The following is a 19,891-nucleotide window of genomic DNA, read 5'->3' on the forward strand; positions in this document are numbered from 1 at the left end:
TGCTGGCGTGGTCAGTGTGTTTGCCCGTGCCACGGCACCAGTTTGCGTTGCAGGGCACGCAGGCTCATTTCCAGGGCGAAGGCGATGAGGGCGATCAGCAGGATGCCCAGCACCACCACATCGGTAACCAGGAACTGCGCCGCCGACTGCACCATGAAGCCCAGGCCGCTGGTGGCGGCGATCAGCTCGGCGGCCACCAGGGTGGACCAGCCGACGCCCAGGCCAATGCGGATGCCGGTAAGGATGTCGGGCAACGCGCTGGGCAGGATCACGTGGCGAATCAACTGCGCCTTGCTGGCACCCAGCGACTGCGCCGCACGCAGCTTGGCCGGGTCGACCGTGCGCACGCCGGTGGCGGTGGCGATGGCGATCGGGGCGAAGATCGCCAGGTAGATCAGCAGCACCTTCGACAGCTCGCCGATGCCGCACCAGATGACGATCAGCGGCAGATAGGCCAGCGGCGGGATCGGCCGGTAAAACTCGATCAGCGGGTCGAGGATGCCGCGCGCCACGCGGTTGTAGCCGATGGCGATGCCCACCGGGATGGCGGTCAGCGTGGCGGCCAGCAGGGCCACGCCAATGCGCCCCAGGCTGGCGCCCAGGTGCTGCCACAGGCTGGCATCCATATAGCCTTGGGTCAGCAGGGTCCAGGCCTTGGCCAGGATGTCGGCGGGCGAGGGCAGGAACAGCGGCTCGACCCAGCCGGCGGCAGTCACCAGCCACCAGGCCAGCAGCAGGCTGCCCAGGGTCAGGGTGCTGATCCAGCGGGTGGACAGCGGGCGGCGCAGCTTGGCGGCCGGCCGGGCTTGGTTGTCGGGTTTGCCGGTAACCGGCAGGTCCAGGCTGCTCATGCGCGCTCCTGCAGGCTTTGGCGTTGGGAGAACACGCGGGCCAGTACGTGCTCGCGGGTTTCGATGAAGGCCGGGTCGGACTTGATCGCCCGGGCCGATTCGCCAGCGGCATAGCGCTGGCCGAAGTCCAGTTGCAGGCGCTCCACTACGCGCCCGGGGTTGGGTGCCAGCAGTACCAGCTCGCTGGCGAGGAACACCGCCTCTTCGATGTCGTGGGTAATCAGGAACACCGGTTTGGCGGTGCGTTGCCACACCTGCAGCAGCAGCTCTTGCATCTGCTTACGGGTGAAGGCATCTAGGGCACCGAACGGTTCGTCCATCAGCAGCACCCGAGGGTCGGCCGCCAGCGCCCGGGCCAGGCCCACGCGCTGTTTCTGGCCACCGGACAGTTGCCAGATACGCCGCTCGCCAAAGCCGGCGAGATCGACCAGGGCCAGCATCTCGCGGGCCTTGGCTTCACGTTCTGCACGCGGCACGCCGGCCAGCTCCAGGCCGAAGGCGACATTGCCCAGCACGTTCTGCCAGGGCAGCAGCGCATCGTCCTGAAAAACCACACCGCGCTCGGCACCGGGGCCTTGCACCGGTACACCGTCGAGCGTGATGCGCCCGCTGCTGGGGGCGACGAAGCCAGCGATCAGGTTGAGCAGCGAGGTCTTGCCGCTGCCGGAAGGCCCCAGGGCCACCAGTAACTGGCGCGGCCCCAGGCTCAGGTTGATGTCGGCCAGTACCGGGGTGGCGGCACCGGGGTACTGTGCGCTGATGCGCTCCAGTTCGAGCAAGGCCATGGCGGGCTCCGGTCGGGTTCTACAGGCTTAATTGGGCAGGTACTGGGCGCTGACGTACGGCGAGTAGTCCGGCAGCACCGCGTCGACCTTGCCTTGTTGCTTGAGGAAGGTGGCGGTGTCGGTCAGTGCCTGGGTGGTCGGCGCCCCCAAGGCGCTGGCCTGGTCGGCGGCCAGTGGGTAGACGTTGCCCTGCAGCAGCACCGGGATGTCGCCGGGCTTGGCGCCGGACAGCTTGGCCAGTTTGGCCACGTTGTCGGGGTTGGCCAGCCAGGCTTTCGGGTCTTTGCGGTAGTCGGCGTAGGCGTCGAGGGTGACCTTGGCGAAAGCCTTGACCACGTCCGGGTGCTTGGCGGCGAAGTCCTTGCGCACGATCCAGGCATCGAAGGTTGGTGCGCCTTTTTCGGCCAGCTCGCCGGAGGTGATCAGCACCTTGCCGCTTTCCTTGGCCACGCCCAGTGCCGGGTCCCAGACGTAGGTGGCATCGATGTCGCCGCGTTTCCAGGCGGCAATGATCGCCGGTGGCGCCAGGTTCAGGATCTGTACCTTGGACGGGTCGATGTTCCAGCTTTTCAGTGCGGCCAGCAGGCTGTAGTGGCCGGTGGACACGAACGGCACGGCGACCTTCTTGCCGACCAGGTCCTGCGGGGTCTTGATGCTGTCGCGGGCGACCAGCGCTTCACCGGCGCCAATCTGCGTGGCGATAAGGAAGGTTTCGACCGGCAACTTGCGGGTGGCGGCAGCGGCCAGCGGGCTGGAACCCAGGTAGCCGATTTGCACGTCGCCGCTGGCCACGGCGGTGATCACGTCGGCGCCGTTGTCGAATTTGCGCCAGTCGATGCTGGCCTTGCTGGCTTTTTCGTAGTCGCCATCGACCTGCGCCACTTTGGCCGGGTCGACGGTGGTCTGGTAGGCAACGGTCAGGTCGGCAGCCTGGGCCAACCAGCTGGCGCTGGCGAGGGTCAGGGCGGCGAACAGGCGCAGCGGAGCGTGCGGGATCATGGTGAACCTCTCGTCAGGCGATGGGTGTGATGGGTTGACGAGAAGGCTAAATGATCTAAGAAAGTTAAAATAAATAACTTTTTTGCATTAGCTTAGGAGCCAAATGCTTTAAGCATCAGGAGAGTGGGGGCTTTGTGGGAGCGGCCTTGTGTCGCGAAAGGGCCGCAACGCGGCCCCTGGGCATCAGCAGCACTGCATAAATTGCTGGGGCTGCTGTGCAGCCCTTTCGCGACGCAAGGCCGCTCCCACACCGATCGCGTTATCAATGGCGAAATCAGAGGAGCCAACTACGCTTTTCCGTCCCTATAGAACGATACGGAATTAGGTTATGAGCAAACGTTTGCAAATAACCAATAGTTATTAGGCGGGTGGGCGCTACAACCAACGGTAGTAAAGGTTCCTAACATATTCCTTAAAAATCTTACAAATTCATAAAACGGTCATTTTGGATTTATAGGATTGTCATTATCCTGTAGCGCAGGTGGCGCCTTAGACCAAAGTCTCGAAACGTTTAGAAACGATTGACTTACTAGTCACGCTTTGGGACTAAATCGCCAATCCACGGTGAGCGGGGCAGCAGATCCCACCGCCAGAGATACACAAGAATTAGAACGTAGAGGAGCAAAACATGTACAAGTCCAGCCTGGCTCTGGCCGTGGCACTGGGGGTTCTCGCCCAACAAGCAGGCGCTGCCGGTTTCGTCGAAGACAGCAAGCTGTCGCTCAGCTCGCGCACCATGTACTTCAACGACGACAACCGTGAAACCGGCGGTACTGACCAGAAAGAAAGCGGTCAGGGCTTCAAGCTCGACTACCTGTCTGGCTTCACCGAAGGCACCGTAGGCGTTGGTGTTGACATTCAAGCGCTGTGGGGCATTCACCTGGATGGTGGCCGTGGTAGCCGTCCAAATGCCAACAACACCTTCTTCCCAAGCGACTCCGATGGTTCGGCAGTCCATGACTGGGCACGCATTGGTGGTAACGCCAAAGCTCGCTTCTCCAAGACCGAGGTCCACTACGGTAGCGCCCTGGCGCCTATGCTGCCGATCCTGGTCTCCAACGATGGTCGCCTGCTGCCGCAGACCTTCGAGGGTGGCACCCTGCAGTCGAAGGAAATCGACAACCTGACCATCAACGCAGGTCAACTGACGCACGCCATGGGTCGTGCTTCGAGCAACCGTACCGGCCTTTCCGTTTCTGGCGCTTTCCGCGACAGCAACAAGTTCCAGTTCGCCGGCGGTGACTACAAGCTCACCCCAGACCTGACCCTGCAGTACTACTACTCGAACCTGGAAGACTTCTACAAGCAGCACTTCCTGGGTGCTACTCACGTCTTCAAGATTGCCGACAACCAGTCGTTCAAGACTGACCTGCGCTACTTCGACAGCAGCAGCGATGGCAAGAATGGTCAGACCGGTTATGCCTTCGACAACAACGGTGGCTTTGCCAAGAACGCGGGCGAGGTCGACAACAAGACCTGGAGCGCCATGTTCACCTACACCCTGGGTGGCCACGCGCTGATGCTCGGTCACCAGCAAGTGGGTGATGATGGTGGCTTCGTCTGGCTGAACCAAGGTAGCGTCCGTAAGGACGGCGCCACTTCTTCGCTGGAAGGCAACGGCGGCGCGAGCTTCTACCTGTTCACCGACAGCATGATCAACCAGTTCGCCCGTGCCGGCGAAAACACCACTTTCGGTCAGTACTCCTATGACTTCGCGTCGCTGGGCGTTCCAGGCCTGAAGGCTTCGGTGGCCTACCTGCGTGGTGACGATGTGCGCAACAAGTCGGGCGACGGCAGCTACAACGAATGGGAACGTGACGCACGCGTCGACTACACCCTTCAGGAAGGCACCCTCAAAGGCCTGGGCTTCAGCCTGCGTCAAGGCGTCTACCGTGGTAGCGGCGAAAGCAGCCCGGACAAAGACCAGACTCGCTTCATCGTGAACTACACTTACAACTTCCTGTAAGCCGTAGCTCAACAAGAAGCCTCGCCTAGTGCGAGGCTTTTTTGTGCCTGCAATTTCGTATGCATTATGGTTATAAACAAATCAGTATTTATTCTTTTTGTTTTTAATCGAATGCAGGCACATTGAACCCATACGGTACAGACCCCAGCACAGGAGCCGCAGCCCATGAGCCTCAAACTCGGCGATATCGCCCCCGACTTCGAACAGGATTCCAGCGAAGGCAAGATCCGCTTCCACGAGTGGCTGGGCAACAGCTGGGGGGTGTTGTTCTCCCATCCGGCCGACTTCACCCCGGTATGCACCACCGAGCTGGGCCTGACCGCCAAGCTCAAGGACGACTTCGCCAAGCGCGGGGTCAAGGCCATCGCCCTGTCGGTGGACCCGGTCGACTCGCACCACCGCTGGATCGATGACATCAACGAAACCCAGAACACCGTGGTCAACTTCCCGATCATCGCCGACGCCGACCGCAAGGTGTCCGACCTGTACGACCTGATCCACCCAAACGCCAGCGATACCCTGACCGTGCGCTCGCTGTTCGTCATCGACCCGAACAAGAAGGTGCGCCTGACCATCACCTACCCGGCCAGTACCGGGCGCAACTTCAACGAAATCCTGCGGGTGATCGACTCGCTGCAGCTGACCGACAACCACAAGGTCGCCACGCCAGGTAACTGGCAGGACGGTGACGAAGTGGTGATCGTGCCTTCGCTGAAGGATGAGGAAGAGATCAAGCAGCGCTTCCCCAAAGGTTACCGGGCGGTCAAACCCTATCTGCGGCTGACTCCGCAGCCAAATCGTTAATGGATTCCTCGTTGCATTGCTCTTAGCCAAGCAGGGATTTTCGGGCCGTTTCGACGGCCCTTTTTTATGCCTGCTGAAACCGCGTGGGCTTCTTCGCGGGTAAACCCGCTCCCACAGGAGAAGCGCAAGTCTCAGGCGTTGTGGGGCCCTGTGGGAGCGGGTTTACCCGCGAAAGGGCCGGCACAGGGAAATGATTAAAATGGAATAAACAAATGAAAAAATATGATTTCTAGATATATATGGTGGCTGTTAATGTCAGTCCCAACAGAACACAAGGAAACGCTGCAATGCTGGTGGTATCAATCGGTGGTAGCCCAAGTCATCGTTCACGCTCCGGCGTGTTGCTGGAGCGTTCGCGCCAGTGGCTGCAGGGCCGCGGTGTTGAAGTGGTGACGTTCCAGGTGCGTGACTTCCCTGCCGAAGACCTGCTGCATGCCCGTTTCGACAGCCCCCAGGTGCAGCACTTCCAGCAGCTGGTGGCCCAGGCCGATGGCCTGATCGTTGCCACGCCGGTGTACAAGGCATCGTTCGCCGGCGCTTTGAAAACCTTGCTCGACCTGCTGCCCGAACGCGCCCTGGCCCACAAGATCGTGTTGCCGATCGCCACCGGCGGCAGCATCGCCCACATGCTGGCGGTGGACTACGCACTGAAACCCGTGCTGTCGGCACTCAAGGCGCAAGAGACCCTGCAAGGGATCTTCGCCGACGACAGCCAGGTCGCTTACGCAGAAGGCAGCAAGCCCGCGCAGCTGGTACCCGCGCTGGAAGAACGCCTGCAGGACTCGCTGGAAACCTTCCACGTTGCCTTGGCCCGCCGGCCGCGCCCCGTGGCCCCCGGCGTATTGAACGAACGCCTGATCGGTGCTCGCTGGAGCATCTGATCGGCCCAACCCGCTTCACCACCTTACTCGCCCGACAACGAGGCAAGCAGGTGCAACCCGAACCCATTCGCACAGGAGAGCGCCATGCGCACAGTCTTCTTGCGTCGCGGTCTGGTCGCCCTGTTTGCGGCGGCTGTGTCCTTCGGCGCCATTACCCAAGCCCAGGCCGAAAGCCTGCGTATCGGTTACCAGAAATACGGCACCCTGGTGCTGCTCAAGGCCAAGGGCACGCTGGAAAAGCGCTTGGCCGAGCAGGGCGTGCAGGTGCAGTGGACCGAGTTCCCCGGCGGCCCGCAGCTGCTTGAAGGGCTGAACGTCGGCTCCATCGATTTCGGCGTAACCGGCGAGACCCCGCCAGTGTTCGCCCAAGCCGCTGGTGCCGATCTGCTCTACGTGGCCTATGAGCCACCAGCACCGCACAGCGAGGCGATCCTGATACCCAAGGGTTCGCCGATTCAGTCGGTGAAAGACCTCAAGGGCAAGAAAGTCGTCCTCAACAAAGGCTCCAACGTTCACTACCTGCTGGTTCGCGCCCTGGAAGATGCCGGCCTGAAATACAGCGACATCCAGCCCGTCTACCTGCCCCCGGCCGACGCCCGCGCTGCCTTCGAGCGCGGCAGCGTGGATGCCTGGGTGATCTGGGACCCGTACCAGGCCGCCGCCGAGCAACAGCTGCAGGCCCGTACCCTGCGTGACGGCAAGGGCCTGGTCGATAACCACCAGTTCTACCTCGCCACCCGCAACTACGCCACCCAGCACCCGGTGGTGATCAACACCGTGATCGAAGAAGTGCGCGCCGTGGGCGAGTGGTCCCAGGCCAACCCGCAGGAGGTGACCGACCAGGTCGCACCACTGCTCGGCCTGCCCGCCGACATCACCCTGACCTCGGTCAAGCGCCAAGGCTACGGTGCTGCACCGCTGACTCCCGAGGTCGTGGCCGCACAACAGAAAATCGCCGACACCTTCCAGGCGCTCAAGCTGATACCCAAGCCGCTGAGCATCAAGGACGTGATCTGGACACCCCCGGCCAAGGTCGCTAGCGCGCCTTGATTGATACGCCTGTGCCGGGGCATCGCCCTGGCTGAGCCACCCTTGAGGAGACAACTCCAATGAGTCTTAACATTTTCTGGTTCCTGCCCACGCACGGTGACGGTAAGTACCTGGGCACGTCCGATGGCGCTCGCGCCGTCGACCACGGCTACCTGCAGCAGATCGCCCAGGCAGCCGACCGCCTCGGCTTTGGTGGCGTGCTGATCCCCACCGGGCGTTCCTGCGAGGATTCCTGGCTGGTGGCCGCGTCGCTGATCCCTGTGACCCAGCGCCTGAAATTCCTGGTTGCCCTGCGCCCAGGCATCATTTCGCCAACCGTTGCCGCACGCCAGGCAGCGACCCTGGACCGCCTGTCCAATGGCCGTGCCTTGTTCAACCTGGTGACCGGCGGCGACCCGGACGAGCTGGCCGGTGATGGCCTGCACCTGAACCACCAGGAGCGCTACGAGGCCTCGGTAGAGTTCACCCGCATCTGGCGCAAGGTGCTGGAAGGCGAGTCTGTTGACTACGACGGCAAGCACATCCAGGTCAAGGGCGCCAAGCTGCTCTACCCACCGATCCAGCAACCGCGCCCACCCCTGTATTTCGGCGGTTCTTCCGACGCCGCACAGGACCTGGCTGCCGAGCAGGTCGAGCTGTACCTGACCTGGGGCGAGCCACCAAGCGCTGTCGCCGAGAAAATCGCCCAGGTGCGTGAGAAAGCCGCCGCCCAAGGCCGTGAAGTGCGCTTTGGCATCCGCCTGCACGTGATCGTGCGTGAAACCAACGAAGAAGCCTGGGCTGCCGCCGACAAGCTGATCTCGCACCTGGACGACGACACCATCGCCCGTGCCCAGGCCTCGCTGGCGCGCTTCGACTCGGTAGGCCAGCAACGCATGGCGGCCCTGCACAACGGCAACCGCGACAAGCTGGAAGTCAGCCCCAACCTGTGGGCCGGCGTCGGGCTGGTGCGTGGCGGTGCCGGCACCGCGCTGGTGGGCGATGGCCCAACCGTTGCGGCGCGGGTCAAGGAATACGCCGCGCTGGGCATCGACACCTTCATCTTTTCTGGCTACCCGCACCTGGAAGAGTCGTACCGGGTGGCTGAGCTGCTGTTCCCGCACCTGGACGTGCAGCGCCCGGAGCAACCCAAGACCGGCGGTTATGTGAGCCCGTTCGGTGAGATGGTGGCCAACGACATCCTGCCCAAGTCCGTTGCGCAGAGCTGAGGGCCAGGCCATGAGTCGTGCAACTTCCAACAACCTCGGCCAGCGTCTGGCGCCGTGGGCGCTGCCGGTACTGCTGCTGGCTGCCTGGCAGCTGGCGGTCAGCGCCGGCTGGCTGTCGACGCGCATCCTGCCGGCGCCCAGTGCGGTGGTTAGCGCCGGCGTTGAGTTGGTGCGAAGTGGCGAGATCTGGACCCACCTGGCCATCAGTGGCTGGCGTGCCGGCCTGGGCTTCGTCATCGGCGGCAGTATCGGCCTGGTGCTGGGCTTCATCACCGGCCTTTCGAACTGGGGCGAACGCCTGCTCGACAGCTCGGTGCAGATGATCCGCAACGTGCCGCACCTGGCGCTGATCCCGCTGGTGATCCTGTGGTTCGGTATCGACGAGTCGGCCAAGGTCTTCCTGGTTGCGCTGGGCACCCTGTTCCCGATCTACCTGAACACCTACCACGGCATTCGCAACGTCGACCCGGCGTTGGTGGAAATGGCCCGCAGCTATGGCCTGTCTGGCTTCAGCCTGTTCCGCCAAGTGATTCTGCCGGGGGCGCTGCCTTCGATCCTGGTGGGCGTACGCTTTGCCCTGGGCTTCATGTGGCTGACCCTGATCGTGGCTGAAACCATTTCGGCCAATGCCGGTATCGGTTACCTGGCAATGAACGCCCGCGAATTCCTGCAGACCGATGTAGTGGTACTGGCCATCGTCCTGTATGCCGTGCTTGGCAAGCTCGCCGACCTCGCTGCCCGTGGCCTGGAGCGTGTGTGGTTGCGCTGGCACCCGGCCTATCAAGTTGCCAGGAAGGAGGGCGCATGACCGTGCTCAAGGAACAGCCGCCACGCCTGTTGCGTGGCATCCCGCTGGCCGCCAATGGCCTGCGCAAAACCTTTGGCCAGCGCGAAGTGTTGAAGGGCATCGAGCTGCACATTCCGGCCGGCCAGTTCGTTGCCATCGTCGGCCGTAGTGGTTGCGGCAAGAGCACCCTGCTGCGCCTGCTGGCCGGCCTCGACCAGCCCACTGCCGGGCAACTGCTGGCCGGTGCCGCGCCGCTGGAGCAGGCCCGTGAAGAGACCCGCCTGATGTTCCAGGACGCCCGCCTGCTGCCCTGGAAGAAGGTGATCGACAACGTAGGCCTGGGCCTTTCTGGCGACTGGCGTTCACGAGCACTGGATGCACTTGAGGCGGTTGGCCTTGCCGACCGCGCCAATGAGTGGCCAGCGGCACTGTCGGGTGGCCAGAAGCAGCGTGTGGCATTGGCCCGTGCGCTGATTCACCAACCGCGCCTGCTGCTGTTGGACGAGCCGCTCGGCGCGCTGGACGCATTGACCCGTATCGAAATGCAGCAACTGATCGAACGCCTGTGGCGTCAGCACGGTTTCACTGTGCTGCTGGTCACCCACGATGTCAGCGAGGCGGTCGCCGTGGCTGACCGGGTGATCCTGATCGAGGACGGCGAGGTCGGGCTCGACCTCACTGTCGACCTGCCGCGGCCCCGGGCGCGTGGTTCGCACCGCCTGGCTGCGCTGGAAAGTGAAGTGCTCAACCGTGTTCTGTCGGCCCCGGGCGCTGCGCCCGAGCCGGATCCTGTAGCCCCTTTGCCCACGCAACTGCGTTGGGCGCACTGAATCCCAGAAGCCAAAAAAGGAAGCAAATCATGACTATCAAAGCCATCAACGTTCGCAACCAGTTCAAAGGCACCGTGAAAGAAATCCTCGAAGGGCCGGTATTGTCGGAAATCGACGTGCAGACGGCTTCGGGCATCGTCACTTCGGTGATCACCACCCGCTCCGTGCGTGAGCTGGAGCTGCAGGTGGGCAGTGAAGTGATTGCCTTTGTGAAGTCGACTGAAGTGTCTATCGCCAAATTGTGATGGGGCCTCAGGGGCTGCGTTGCAGCCCAATCGCGACACAAGGCCGCCCCCACATTTGTCCGGTGTACGCAGGACTATGTGGGAGCGGCCTTGTGTCGCGATTGGGCCGCAAAGCGGCCCCCAGGATATTCAGCTGGAACGCTTGGCCAGAAACGGCGGCAGATAAAGCCCCAAATAGGCCTCGAACACCCGCTTGCCTTCCTCGGCCATGCGCGGGGTGATCGCCTCGTGCAACTGCACCGACCGCGCATACACCCGGTCGCTCAGCTCCATGGCCAAGGCAAACACATCCACATCCAGCGGCATCACCGGCAAGTGGAAATGCTGGTCGAACAACTTGTGCATCAAGTCGCCCAGTTCCATGTCGTGCTGCCGGTCGGCCTGCACCACTTCACTCAGGCCATGCTGGGCCAGAATCAGCTGCCGCGCCGCCGCATCTTCATTATAGATATCCAGCATGCGCTGCTCGATCAGCCGTGACAGTTCGTGCCAGGTACTGAGCGCACTGCTGTCGATCGGCGCACTCAACGCTTCGCGAAACGCGCGGTGCACGTCGGCGGTCAGCGCCTCCAGCAAGGCTGGCACGCTGGCGAAGAAGTGGTACACCGACGACGGCGGAATCTGCGCGCGCTCGGCCACGCTGTAGATCGACAGGCCTGCCACCCCTTGCTCGGCCAGCAATTCGCGTGCGGCTGCCAGGATCGCCTCGATCCTGGCCTGGCTGCTGGCGCGCGGCTTGCGCGGGGTGGCGGTGCGGCTCATCAGTTGCTGATCGCCAGGATGCTGGCCTGGTAGGCACCGACGAACAGGTCGAAGTCGCCGACTTCTTCTTGTTCCAGCTCGGACTGTTTGGCGAGCGATTCGCGCGCCAGTGTTTCGAAAGCCTGTTGCTGTTCGTTGCTCAGCGGCTGTTCGCGGAAGGTTTCGGCGTGGATACGGCTTTGGCGCAGGGAAAACTGGACGAAGCTCTCGTCATGCTCAGTCATGCGTGCCAGCACCTGGGCCGATGGCGTCAGCGAGGTATCGTCGACCTTGGCCTGCTGAGCATTCAGGGCCTTGGCGTGCTCATCAAAGCCTTGCGCCTGGTCGAGCAGGTTGGCCAATGGCCGGATGCGCTCGATCAGCTCGCTGGCCCAGTCTTGCAGGCCGATCGGCTGGCCATTGCGTTGCAGTTCCAAGCCCGGACGACGGCCTTCCTTGACCACGGTCAGGAAGTTGTTGGTGCACTGGCCGCACTCGCCGTTGTCCAGCTGCGGGCTGTCTTCCAGCGCGCAGAACAGCAGGAATGCATCGAGGAAGCGTGCCTCGGTCAGGTCGATACCCACTGGCAGGAACGGGTTGATGTCCAGGCAGCGCACTTCCACATACTGCACGCCACGCGAGGTCAGGGCCTGGATCGGCCGTTCGCCGGTGTAGGTGACGCGCTTGGGGCGGATGTTCGAGTAGTACTCGTTTTCGATCTGCAGGATGTTGGTGTTCAGTTGCACCCACTCGCCGTCCACGTGCGTACCGACTTCAACGTAGGGCGGGTAGGGCGTGCCCACCGCCTTGCGCAGGCTGTCGGTGTAGCTGGCCAGGTTGTTGTAGCACGGCGTAAGGCCGGCCTGGGCGTTGCTCTGGTAGCCCAGGTCGCTCATGCGCAGGCTGGTGGCATAGGGCAGGAACAGGGTTTCGGCATCCAGCTCTTCGAGCTGGTGCGGGCGGCCACGCAGGAAGCCTTTGTCCAGGGCCGGCGAGGCGCCGAACAGGTACATCAGCAGCCAGCTGTAGCGGCGGAAGTTGCGGATCAATGCGATGTAGGCCGACGACTGATAGTCGCGGTCGTTCTCGCTGCCACCTTCGGCGGCGCGCAGCAGCGGCCACAGTGCTTCAGGCAGCGAGAAGTTGTAATGGATACCGGCGATGCACTGCATGGTGCGGCCGTAACGCAGGGCCAGGCCTTTGCGGTAGACGTGCTTGAGCTTGCCGATGTTGGAGGTGCCGTACTCGGCGATCGGGATGTCCTCCTCGGCCGGCAGCGTGCATGGCATCGACGGGCTCCACAGGTATTCGTCACCCAGCTTGCTGTAGACGAAACGGTGGGTCTGTTCGAGGCTTTCGAGCACCTTGGCCGGGTCGGCCAGTGCTGGGGTGATGAACTCCAGCAGCGACTCGGAATAGTCGGTGGTGATCTGCTCGTTGGTCAGCGCCGATCCCAGTGCATCCGGATGCGGGGTCTGGGCCAGGCGACCTTCGTCGGTCACGCGCAGGCATTCGCGCTCAATACCGTGCAGGCACTGCTTGAGCAGGGGAAGATTAGCGCCGAGCAGGCTCAGGCGGCGGTTGAGGAGGTCGCTCAAGATGTATTCCTTCACGCGTCAGTCGCCCCAATATGGGGGTAGAGATAACGGTCTACAAGGGTAGGAAGAAAGGAACTGGCGTTGTCGCCTGGTTTACGCGGTTCCAGCAGTGCCAGCGCACTGCTGAAAATACCGCAGATACTGCTTGGTGAGCTAGAGAACCGCGAAGGTTCCTTGCGCTTTGGCCACCAGCTTGTCGCCCTGGACTACGTCGGCGTCGACCACCAGGGTGCGCCGCCCGGCGTGCAACACACGGGCGGTGCACAGTACTTCGCCGTCACTGACCGCGCGCATGTAGTTGATCTTGCACTCGATGGTGACGCTTTGCTGGTCAAAGCCATGGCTGGCCGAACAGGCCAGGCCCATGGCGATGTCCACCAGGCTGAAGATCGCCCCGCCGTGCAGCTTCTGGCCACGGTTGCGCAACTGTGGCTCGAGCGCCAGGGCCACTTCGGCAACACCTGTTTCCAGGCGTTGCAGGCGGCAGCCCAGCAGTTGGCTGAAGGCGCTTTCGACGTATTCGCGTGGTACGTCCATCACTTCTTCTTCAACTGCTTGGCGTTGGCGAACAGGGAGGCCATGGCGTTGTTGGCCGGTGCGGCAGTGGCAGTTTCACGCTGGCGCGGCGCCTGCTGCTGGCGGTTGCCGCCATTGCCACGGTTACCGCCGCGGTTGCCTTCGACCTTCTCGCCCGGGGTGTCGCTCATGCGCATCGACAGGCCAACGCGCTTGCGCGGGATGTCCACTTCCATGACCTTGACCTTGACCACGTCGCCGGCCTTGACCGCTTCACGCGGGTCCTTGATGAACTTCTCCGACAGTGCCGAAATGTGCACCAGGCCGTCCTGGTGCACGCCGATGTCGACGAAGGCACCGAAGTTGGTGACGTTGGTCACCACGCCTTCGAGGATCATGCCTGGTTCCAGGTCCTTGAGGTCTTCGACGCCGTCCTGGAAGGTGGCGGTCTTGAACTCGGGGCGTGGGTCGCGGCCAGGCTTGTCCAGTTCCTGCAGGATGTCGGTAACGGTTGGCAGGCCGAAGGTTTCGTCGGTGAACTTCTTCGGGTCGAGGCGCTTGAGGAAGCTGCTGTCACCGATCAGTGAGCGGATGTCGCGGTCGGTGCCGGCGGCGATGCGCTGTACCAGCGGGTAGGCCTCGGGGTGAACTGCCGAGGCGTCCAGCGGGTTGTCACCGTTCATCACGCGCAGGAAGCCGGCGGCCTGTTCGAAGGTTTTTTCACCCAGGCGGCTGACTTTTTTCAGCGCCGCACGGGTAGCGAACGGGCCGTTGGCGTCGCGGTGGGCGACAATGTTCTGGGCCAGGGTGGCGTTAAGGCCGGAAATGCGCGTCAGCAGCGCCACCGACGCGGTGTTGACGTCCACGCCGACGGCGTTCACGCAGTCCTCGACCACGGCGTCCAGGCCGCGCGCCAGTTTCAGCTGCGACACGTCGTGCTGGTACTGGCCGACCCCGATGGATTTCGGGTCGATCTTCACCAGCTCGGCCAGCGGGTCTTGCAGGCGGCGGGCAATCGACACGGCGCCACGGATCGACACGTCGAGGTCCGGGAACTCGCGGGCGGCCAGTTCCGAGGCCGAGTACACCGAAGCGCCGGCTTCGGAAACCATGATCTTGGTGATCTTCAGCGCTGGATATTTTTTGACCAGCTCGGCCACCAGCTTGTCGCTCTCGCGGCTGGCGGTGCCGTTGCCGATGGCGATCAGCTCCACCGAGTGCTTGGCGCACAGCGCGGCCATGATGGAAATGGTGCGGTCCCAGTCGTTCTTCGGCGCGTGCGGGTAGACCGTGGTGTAGTCCAGCAGCTTGCCGGTGGCATCGACCACGGCGATCTTGCAACCGGTACGCAGGCCCGGGTCGAAGCCCAGGGTGGCACGTGGGCCGGCCGGTGCGGCCAGCAGCAGGTCGTGCAGGTTGTGGGCGAACACGTTGATCGCCTCGCCTTCGGCGTTGTCGCGCAGCTCGCCGAACAGGTCGGTTTCCAGGTGGGTGTAGAGCTTGACCTTCCAAGTCCAGCGCACCACCTCGCCCAGCCATTTGTCGGCCGGGCGGCTGCGGTTTTCGATGCCGACGTGGTTGCCGATCATCAGCTCGCACGGGTGCAGGGTGCCGGGCAGCTCTTCACCAACCTTCAGCGAGGCGCTCAGCACGCCTTCGTTGCGCCCGCGGAAAATCGCCAGGGCGCGGTGCGACGGGGCGCTGCGCAGCAGTTCGTCATGGGCGAAGTAGTCGCGGAACTTGGCGCCTTCTTCTTCCTTGCCGGCTACCACGCGGGCGCTGAGCACCGCCTCCTGCTTGAGGAAGCTGCGCAGTTTGTCGAGCAGGGCGGCGTCTTCGGCGAAACGCTCCATGAGGATGTACTTGGCGCCTTCCAGCGCTGCCTTGACGTCGGCCACGCCCTTTTCGGCGTTGACGAAGCGCGCGGCTTCGCTTTCCGGGGCCAGGCCTGGGTCGTTGAACAGGCCGTCGGCCAGCTCGCCGAGGCCGGCTTCCAGGGCAATCTGGCCCTTGGTGCGGCGCTTTTGCTTGTACGGCAGGTACAGGTCTTCGAGGCGGGTCTTGGTGTCGGCCAGCTTGATTTCGCGGGCCAGTTCCGGGGTCAGCTTGCCCTGTTCCTCGATGCTGGAAAGGATGCTGGCGCGGCGCTCGTCCAACTCTCGCAGGTAACGCAGGCGCTCTTCCAGATGGCGCAGCTGGGTGTCGTCCAGGCTACCGGTCACTTCCTTGCGGTAACGGGCGATGAAGGGCACGGTCGAGCCCTCGTCCAACAGGCCCACGGCCGCCTCGACCTGCTGGGGGCGTACGCCCAGTTCCTCGGCGATACGGCTGTTGATGCTGTCCATGTAAACCACCTGACATTTGTGAATACGGGGGTCGCCTGTGGGCTTTTCGCCCGGCGGCGCTGGATGAAAGCCGCGCATTATACCCGTCGAAAACGGCTTGCGGTGATGGCGCCCGGCCAGCCGGAACTGGCGCCTGGGGAAAAATCTGCTAACAATGCTCACGCAACGTGCAGCAATGGCTACGCCATAATGCGCGGCGATATCAGAGGAGTTATTCATGACCGGCACGCCAAACACCGCTGAAGGTGACAAGATTCTCATCGTCGACGACGATCCGGGGCTGAGCAGCCTGCTGGAACGTTTCTTCACCAGCAAGGGCTACCGTGCCCGTGCGGTACCCAACACCGAACAGATGGACCGCCTGCTGCAGCGTGAGGTGTTCAACCTGGTGGTGCTCGACCTGATGCTGCCGGGTGAAGATGGCCTGTCCGCGTGCAAGCGCCTGCGTCAGCAGAACAACCAGATCCCGATCATCATGCTCACCGCCAAGGGCGACGAGCTTAGCCGTATCAAGGGCCTTGAACTGGGCGCCGACGACTACCTGGGCAAGCCGTTCAACCCCGATGAACTGATGGCCCGGGTCAAGGCCGTACTACGCCGTCAGGCACCGACGGTGCCAGGTGCGCCGGGCAGCGAGGACGAGTCGGTCACCTTCGGTGACTACGAGCTGTCGCTGGCGACCCGTGAACTCAAGCGTGGCGACGAAGTGCATATGCTGACCACCGGCGAGTTCGCCGTGCTCAAGGCCCTGGTGATGCACGCCCGTGAGCCGCTGACCCGCGACAAACTGATGAACCTGGCCCGTGGCCGCGAATGGGATGCGCTGGAGCGCTCCATCGACGTGCAGATCTCGCGCCTGCGCCGCATGATCGAGCCCGATCCGTCCAAGCCGCGTTACATCCAGACCGTGTGGGGCGTGGGCTACGTGTTCGTGCCAGACGGAAACGCCGGTAAATGATGCCTCGCCGTCGATGAAAACACCGCTCTGGTTTCCGCAAAGCTTCTTCGCCCGCACCCTGTGGCTGGTGTTGATCGTCGTCCTGTTCTCCAAGGCCCTGACCCTGGTCTACCTGCTGATGAACGAGGACGTGCTGGTCGACCGTCAGTACAGCCACGGTGTGGCGCTGACCTTGCGCGCCTATTGGGCTGCCGACGAAGAAAACCGCGACAAGATCGCCGAGGCGGCAGGCCTTATCCGCGTGACCGGTTCGGGTGTGCCCGAAGGCGAGCAGCACTGGCCATATAGCGAAATCTACCAGCGGCAGATGCAGGCCGAACTGGGCGAAGACACCGAGGTGCGGTTGCGCATTCATGCGCCACCGGCGTTGTGGGTCAATGCGCCAAGCCTCGGCCCGGGTTGGCTGAAGGTGCCGCTGTACCCGCACCCGCTGCGTGGGCAGAAGATCTGGAACGTGCTGGGCTGGTTCCTGGCCATTGGCCTGTTGTCTACCGCTTCGGCCTGGATCTTCGTACGCCAGTTGAACCAGCCGCTCAAGCGCCTGGTGTTCGCCGCTCGTCAACTGGGCCAGGGGCGCAGCGTGCGCCTGCCGATCAGCGATACGCCCAGCGAGATGACCGAGGTATACAAGGCCTTCAACCAGATGGCAGAGGATGTCGAGCAGGCCGGGCGTGAGCGCGAGCTGATGCTGGCCGGGGTTTCCCACGACCTGCGCACACCGCTGACACGCCTGCGTCTGTCGCTGTCGTTGCTGAATAGCGACAGCGACTTGAGTGATGACATGGTCCGCGATATCGAGGACATGGACGCGATTCTCGACCAGTTCCTGGCGTTTATCCGCGATGGCCGTGACGAGCCGGTGGAAGAGGTCGACCTGGCCGACCTGGTGCGCGAGGTGGTAGCGCCGTACAACCAGCCGGTGGAACGCGTGCGCCTATGCCTGGAGCCGATCCCGCCGTTCCCGCTGCGCCGGGTTTCACTCAAGCGCATGCTTGGCAACCTGATTGGCAACGCCCTGCACCACGCCGGCAAGGGGGTCGAGGTGGCTGCTTATGTGTCGGGCGACGAGAGTGCGCCGTATGTGGTGCTGAGCGTGCTGGACCGCGGCACCGGGATTGACGAGTCGGAGCTGGAGACCATCTTCAACCCGTTCATTCGTGGCGACCGCGCGCGGGGCGGCAAGGGCACCGGGCTGGGGTTGGCGATCGTCAAGCGGATTGCGGCGCAGCATGGCGGGAATGTGGAGTTGCGTAACCGGTCCGGCGGCGGGATCGAGGCGCGTGTAAGGCTGCCGTTGGGGCTGTTGCTGCCGCGTAATGCCGTGTGAGCTTTACTGGCCTCTTCGCGGCTAAAGTTGCTCCCACAGGTACTGCGCTATCCCTGTGGGAGCGGCTTTAGCCGCGAAGAGGCCGGTACAGGCGTTAATCAGCCCTTACCTTTGGTCCGGGTCTGATTCGGCCCGCCATTCTTCTCCAGGTGCTCGATGATCATCCCGGCCACGTTCTTGCCGGTGGTCACTTCAATGCCTTCCAGCCCCGGCGAAGAGTTCACCTCCATCACCAACGGCCCGTGGTTGGAACGCAGGATATCCACACCCGCCACGCTCAAGCCCATCACCTTGGCCGCACGAATCGCGGTGATCCTCTCTTCCGGGGTAATCTTGATCAGGCTGGCGACGCCCCCGCGGTGCAGGTTGGAGCGGAACTCGCCCGGCTTGGCCTGGCGCTTCATCGACGCGATTACCTTGTCTCCCACCACGAAGCAGCGAATGTCGGCGCCGCCGGCTTCCTTGATGTACTCCTGCACCATGATGTTCTGCTTCAGGCCCATGAACGCTTCGATCACCGACTCAGCCGCCTGGGTGGTTTCGCACAGCACCACGCCGATGCCCTGGGTGCCTTCCAGCACCTTGATCACCAGCGGGGCGCCGTTGACCATCTGGATCAGGTCGGGGATATCGTCCGGCGAGTGGGCGAAGCCGGTGATCGGCAGGCCGATGCCGCGCCGCGACAGCAACTGCAAAGAGCGCAACTTGTCGCGCGAACGGGCGATGGCCACCGACTCGTTGAGCGGGTACACGCCCATCATTTCGAACTGGCGCAGCACTGCGCAGCCATAGAAAGTGACCGAAGCACCGATGCGCGGGATCACTGCATCGAAGCCTTCCAGCGGCTTGCCGCGGTAATGGATCTGCGGCTTGTGGCTGGCGATGTTCATGTAGGCCCGCAGGGTATCGATCACTACCATTTCGTGGCCACGCTGGGTACCGGCTTCGACCAGGCGGCGGGTGGAATACAGACGCGGATTGCGCGACAGCACAGCGATCTTCATGCAGCACCTGTGGCAGGGGAAAGGGTGGCCGGGAAGGCCGGTTTGTCTTGTACGTATTTCAGGCCAGGGTTGACCACCAGCTGGCCATGGATCAGGGCCTTGGAGCCTAGCAGCAGGCGGTAACGCATGTTCTTGCGGCAGGCCAGGGTGAATTCCACTTCCCACACACCATCGCCCAGCGCCAGTGACGTGCGGATGACATAGCGGGTCTGGGCCTGGCCGTTGGAGCTTTTGATGGTTTTCATGGTCACCAGTGGTGCCTCGCAGCGGCGGTGGCGCAACTGCACCACCGAGCCCAGATGCGCGGTGAAACGGACCCAGGGCTGGCCATCGCGCTCGAACGGTTCTACCTCGGTGGCGTGCAGGCTGGAGGTGCTGGCGCCGGTGTCGATCTTGGCGCGCAGCCCGGCCACGCCAAGGTCGGGCAGGGCGACCCACTCGCGCAGGCCGATCACAGTCAAATGGTCAAATGTCTTCACGAAGCACACCCTGCGAATGAGGTGGTGAACTGTAAGCACGATGGGGACTTTTTGCATCCGTATGTGAAGGTAGTACAGTTCGATGAAAGACAGAATCCGAGGTAACGGGATGGCACAAAAAGCCGAAGATGACGACAAGGTTCGCCTCGACAAGTGGCTGTGGGCCGCGCGGTTCTACAAGACCCGGGCGCTGGCCAAGGCGGCGATCGAGAGTGGCAAGGTGCATTGCCGGGGTGAGCGCTGCAAGCCGGGCAAGGAGCCGCGGGTGGGTGACGAGTTTGTGCTGCGGACCGGGTTTGATGAGCGCACGGTGGTGGTGAAGGCGTTGTCGGTGGTGCGGCGTGGGGCGCCGGAGGCGCAGACGTTGTACGAGGAAACCGAAGAGAGTGTGCGCCGGCGTGAACAAGCGGCCGAAATGCGCAAGGCGGGGGCGATGGGCGTGACTACCGATGGCCGGCCGACCAAGAAGCAGCGGCGCCAGATTCACCAGCTGCATGGGAGCTTTGAATAGCCGGGG

20 protein-coding genes are annotated in these 19,891 nt (G+C 63.1%); 11 read left to right on the forward strand and 9 right to left on the reverse strand.

Annotated elements, in window-relative coordinates:
- Positions 1 to 11: 11 nt before the first annotated feature.
- Genes tauC through tauA form a run of 3 tightly spaced genes read right to left on the reverse strand, consistent with a single transcriptional unit; the run spans position 12 to position 2,635 of the window.
- Positions 12 to 851 (reverse strand): taurine ABC transporter permease TauC, encoded by an 840-nt coding sequence (gene tauC / locus ABE456_RS12880; protein ID WP_346644258.1) that lies wholly within the window; start codon positions 849 to 851, stop codon positions 12 to 14.
- Positions 848 to 1,636: a taurine ABC transporter ATP-binding subunit gene (gene tauB, locus ABE456_RS12885; protein ID WP_346644259.1), complete on the reverse strand. Its 789-nt coding sequence runs from the start codon at positions 1,634 to 1,636 to the stop codon at positions 848 to 850. Before tauB ends, tauC begins: the two co-directional genes overlap by 4 nt.
- Before the next feature lie 27 nt (positions 1,637 to 1,663).
- Positions 1,664 to 2,635 carry a taurine ABC transporter substrate-binding protein gene (gene tauA / locus ABE456_RS12890; RefSeq protein ID WP_346644260.1) on the reverse strand — a complete coding sequence of 324 codons (972 nt, stop codon included), beginning with the start codon at positions 2,633 to 2,635 and terminating at the stop codon, positions 1,664 to 1,666.
- Positions 2,636 to 3,263: 628 nt separating this feature from the next.
- On the opposite strand from tauA, the gene ABE456_RS12895 reads away from it, so the two are divergent.
- From ABE456_RS12895 to ABE456_RS12930, 8 genes are all read left to right on the forward strand, one after another.
- Positions 3,264 to 4,601 carry an OprD family porin gene (locus ABE456_RS12895; protein ID WP_346644261.1) on the forward strand — a complete coding sequence of 446 codons (1,338 nt, stop codon included), beginning with the start codon at positions 3,264 to 3,266 and terminating at the stop codon, positions 4,599 to 4,601.
- 165 nt (positions 4,602 to 4,766) lie between these two features.
- A complete protein-coding gene (locus ABE456_RS12900; protein ID WP_019096904.1) occupies positions 4,767 to 5,405 on the forward strand; it encodes a peroxiredoxin in 639 nt (212 codons plus the stop codon).
- 287 nt (positions 5,406 to 5,692) lie between these two features.
- Positions 5,693 to 6,286, forward strand: coding sequence for an NADPH-dependent FMN reductase (ssuE, locus tag ABE456_RS12905; protein WP_346644262.1), 594 nt, complete (start codon positions 5,693 to 5,695; stop codon positions 6,284 to 6,286).
- Positions 6,287 to 6,370: 84 nt separating this feature from the next.
- Entirely contained in the window at positions 6,371 to 7,336 is a 966-nt protein-coding gene (locus tag ABE456_RS12910) for a sulfonate ABC transporter substrate-binding protein (RefSeq protein WP_346644263.1), read from the forward strand.
- Positions 7,337 to 7,395: 59 nt separating this feature from the next.
- The gene (gene ssuD, locus ABE456_RS12915) at positions 7,396 to 8,544 is read left to right on the forward strand and encodes an FMNH2-dependent alkanesulfonate monooxygenase (RefSeq protein WP_346644264.1); all 1,149 of its coding nucleotides are present in this window, start codon (positions 7,396 to 7,398) and stop codon (positions 8,542 to 8,544) included.
- 10 nt (positions 8,545 to 8,554) lie between these two features.
- The gene (gene ssuC / locus ABE456_RS12920; RefSeq protein WP_346644265.1) at positions 8,555 to 9,352 is read left to right on the forward strand and encodes an aliphatic sulfonate ABC transporter permease SsuC; all 798 of its coding nucleotides are present in this window, start codon (positions 8,555 to 8,557) and stop codon (positions 9,350 to 9,352) included.
- Positions 9,349 to 10,161 (forward strand): aliphatic sulfonates ABC transporter ATP-binding protein, encoded by an 813-nt coding sequence (ssuB, locus tag ABE456_RS12925; RefSeq protein ID WP_346644266.1) that lies wholly within the window; start codon positions 9,349 to 9,351, stop codon positions 10,159 to 10,161. The genes ssuC and ssuB overlap by 4 nt, the downstream gene beginning before the upstream one ends.
- Positions 10,162 to 10,190: 29 nt before the next feature.
- Positions 10,191 to 10,406, forward strand: coding sequence for a molybdopterin-binding protein (locus tag ABE456_RS12930; protein WP_003255829.1), 216 nt, complete (start codon positions 10,191 to 10,193; stop codon positions 10,404 to 10,406).
- Between the two features lie 129 nt (positions 10,407 to 10,535).
- Here ABE456_RS12930 and ABE456_RS12935 read toward each other — a convergent pair whose 3' ends face one another.
- The 4 genes from ABE456_RS12935 to ABE456_RS12950 all read right to left on the reverse strand — a co-directional run bounded on the left by ABE456_RS12935 (position 10,536) and on the right by ABE456_RS12950 (position 15,606).
- Complete coding sequence (locus ABE456_RS12935) at positions 10,536 to 11,168, reverse strand: TetR/AcrR family transcriptional regulator (protein ID WP_346644267.1); 633 nt, start codon at positions 11,166 to 11,168, stop codon at positions 10,536 to 10,538.
- The gene (gshA, locus tag ABE456_RS12940) at positions 11,168 to 12,745 is read right to left on the reverse strand and encodes a glutamate--cysteine ligase (RefSeq protein ID WP_346644268.1); all 1,578 of its coding nucleotides are present in this window, start codon (positions 12,743 to 12,745) and stop codon (positions 11,168 to 11,170) included. Before gshA ends, ABE456_RS12935 begins: the two co-directional genes overlap by 1 nt.
- A 153-nt stretch (positions 12,746 to 12,898) precedes the next feature.
- Complete coding sequence (locus tag ABE456_RS12945) at positions 12,899 to 13,282, reverse strand: PaaI family thioesterase (protein WP_346644269.1); 384 nt, start codon at positions 13,280 to 13,282, stop codon at positions 12,899 to 12,901.
- Positions 13,282 to 15,606 carry a Tex family protein gene (locus ABE456_RS12950; RefSeq protein ID WP_346644270.1) on the reverse strand — a complete coding sequence of 775 codons (2,325 nt, stop codon included), beginning with the start codon at positions 15,604 to 15,606 and terminating at the stop codon, positions 13,282 to 13,284. Before ABE456_RS12950 ends, ABE456_RS12945 begins: the two co-directional genes overlap by 1 nt.
- A 217-nt stretch (positions 15,607 to 15,823) precedes the next feature.
- Here ABE456_RS12950 and ompR point away from each other — a divergent pair, with 217 nt between their 5' ends.
- Together ompR and ABE456_RS12960 are read left to right on the forward strand one after the other, a co-directional pair.
- Positions 15,824 to 16,564, forward strand: a complete 741-nt coding sequence (ompR, locus tag ABE456_RS12955) for a two-component system response regulator OmpR (protein ID WP_346644271.1) — start codon at positions 15,824 to 15,826, stop codon at positions 16,562 to 16,564.
- A gap of 13 nt (positions 16,565 to 16,577) precedes the next feature.
- Positions 16,578 to 17,891 (forward strand): ATP-binding protein, encoded by a 1,314-nt coding sequence (locus ABE456_RS12960; RefSeq protein WP_346644272.1) that lies wholly within the window; start codon positions 16,578 to 16,580, stop codon positions 17,889 to 17,891.
- A 98-nt stretch (positions 17,892 to 17,989) separates the two neighbouring features.
- Here the strand turns inward: ABE456_RS12960 and rimK are convergent, their stop codons facing one another.
- Both rimK and ABE456_RS12970 read right to left on the reverse strand, forming a co-directional pair.
- On the reverse strand, positions 17,990 to 18,895 hold the full coding sequence (gene rimK, locus ABE456_RS12965) for a 30S ribosomal protein S6--L-glutamate ligase (RefSeq protein WP_012316721.1): 906 nt from the start codon (positions 18,893 to 18,895) through the stop codon (positions 17,990 to 17,992).
- Positions 18,892 to 19,341: an ATP-dependent zinc protease gene (locus ABE456_RS12970; RefSeq protein ID WP_174244688.1), complete on the reverse strand. Its 450-nt coding sequence runs from the start codon at positions 19,339 to 19,341 to the stop codon at positions 18,892 to 18,894. The genes rimK and ABE456_RS12970 overlap by 4 nt, the downstream gene beginning before the upstream one ends.
- Positions 19,342 to 19,483: 142 nt before the next feature.
- Between ABE456_RS12970 and ABE456_RS12975 the strand changes: the two genes are divergently transcribed.
- Positions 19,484 to 19,885 (forward strand): S4 domain-containing protein, encoded by a 402-nt coding sequence (locus ABE456_RS12975; RefSeq protein WP_019472833.1) that lies wholly within the window; start codon positions 19,484 to 19,486, stop codon positions 19,883 to 19,885.
- The last annotated feature ends 6 nt before the right edge of the window (positions 19,886 to 19,891 follow it).

Source organism: Pseudomonas sp. TWI929, assembly GCF_039673335.1.
In the GTDB taxonomy this organism is placed as follows: domain Bacteria; phylum Pseudomonadota; class Gammaproteobacteria; order Pseudomonadales; family Pseudomonadaceae; genus Aquipseudomonas.

What these genes read in the sequence shown, in the direction of transcription:
- tauC (WP_346644258.1), bottom strand. Translation starts at nt 851, where the DNA reads ATGAGCAGCCTGGACCTGCCGGTTACCGGCAAACCCGACAACCAAGCC.
- tauB (WP_346644259.1), bottom strand. Translation starts at nt 1,636, where the DNA reads ATGGCCTTGCTCGAACTGGAGCGCATCAGCGCACAGTACCCCGGTGCC.
- tauA (WP_346644260.1), bottom strand. Translation starts at nt 2,635, where the DNA reads ATGATCCCGCACGCTCCGCTGCGCCTGTTCGCCGCCCTGACCCTCGCC.
- ABE456_RS12895 (WP_346644261.1), top strand. Translation starts at nt 3,264, where the DNA reads ATGTACAAGTCCAGCCTGGCTCTGGCCGTGGCACTGGGGGTTCTCGCC.
- ABE456_RS12900 (WP_019096904.1), top strand. Translation starts at nt 4,767, where the DNA reads ATGAGCCTCAAACTCGGCGATATCGCCCCCGACTTCGAACAGGATTCC.
- ssuE (WP_346644262.1), top strand. Translation starts at nt 5,693, where the DNA reads ATGCTGGTGGTATCAATCGGTGGTAGCCCAAGTCATCGTTCACGCTCC.
- ABE456_RS12910 (WP_346644263.1), top strand. Translation starts at nt 6,371, where the DNA reads ATGCGCACAGTCTTCTTGCGTCGCGGTCTGGTCGCCCTGTTTGCGGCG.
- ssuD (WP_346644264.1), top strand. Translation starts at nt 7,396, where the DNA reads ATGAGTCTTAACATTTTCTGGTTCCTGCCCACGCACGGTGACGGTAAG.
- ssuC (WP_346644265.1), top strand. Translation starts at nt 8,555, where the DNA reads ATGAGTCGTGCAACTTCCAACAACCTCGGCCAGCGTCTGGCGCCGTGG.
- ssuB (WP_346644266.1), top strand. Translation starts at nt 9,349, where the DNA reads ATGACCGTGCTCAAGGAACAGCCGCCACGCCTGTTGCGTGGCATCCCG.
- ABE456_RS12930 (WP_003255829.1), top strand. Translation starts at nt 10,191, where the DNA reads ATGACTATCAAAGCCATCAACGTTCGCAACCAGTTCAAAGGCACCGTG.
- ABE456_RS12935 (WP_346644267.1), bottom strand. Translation starts at nt 11,168, where the DNA reads ATGAGCCGCACCGCCACCCCGCGCAAGCCGCGCGCCAGCAGCCAGGCC.
- ABE456_RS12945 (WP_346644269.1), bottom strand. Translation starts at nt 13,282, where the DNA reads ATGGACGTACCACGCGAATACGTCGAAAGCGCCTTCAGCCAACTGCTG.
- ABE456_RS12950 (WP_346644270.1), bottom strand. Translation starts at nt 15,606, where the DNA reads ATGGACAGCATCAACAGCCGTATCGCCGAGGAACTGGGCGTACGCCCC.
- ompR (WP_346644271.1), top strand. Translation starts at nt 15,824, where the DNA reads ATGACCGGCACGCCAAACACCGCTGAAGGTGACAAGATTCTCATCGTC.
- ABE456_RS12960 (WP_346644272.1), top strand. Translation starts at nt 16,578, where the DNA reads ATGAAAACACCGCTCTGGTTTCCGCAAAGCTTCTTCGCCCGCACCCTG.
- rimK (WP_012316721.1), bottom strand. Translation starts at nt 18,895, where the DNA reads ATGAAGATCGCTGTGCTGTCGCGCAATCCGCGTCTGTATTCCACCCGC.
- ABE456_RS12975 (WP_019472833.1), top strand. Translation starts at nt 19,484, where the DNA reads ATGGCACAAAAAGCCGAAGATGACGACAAGGTTCGCCTCGACAAGTGG.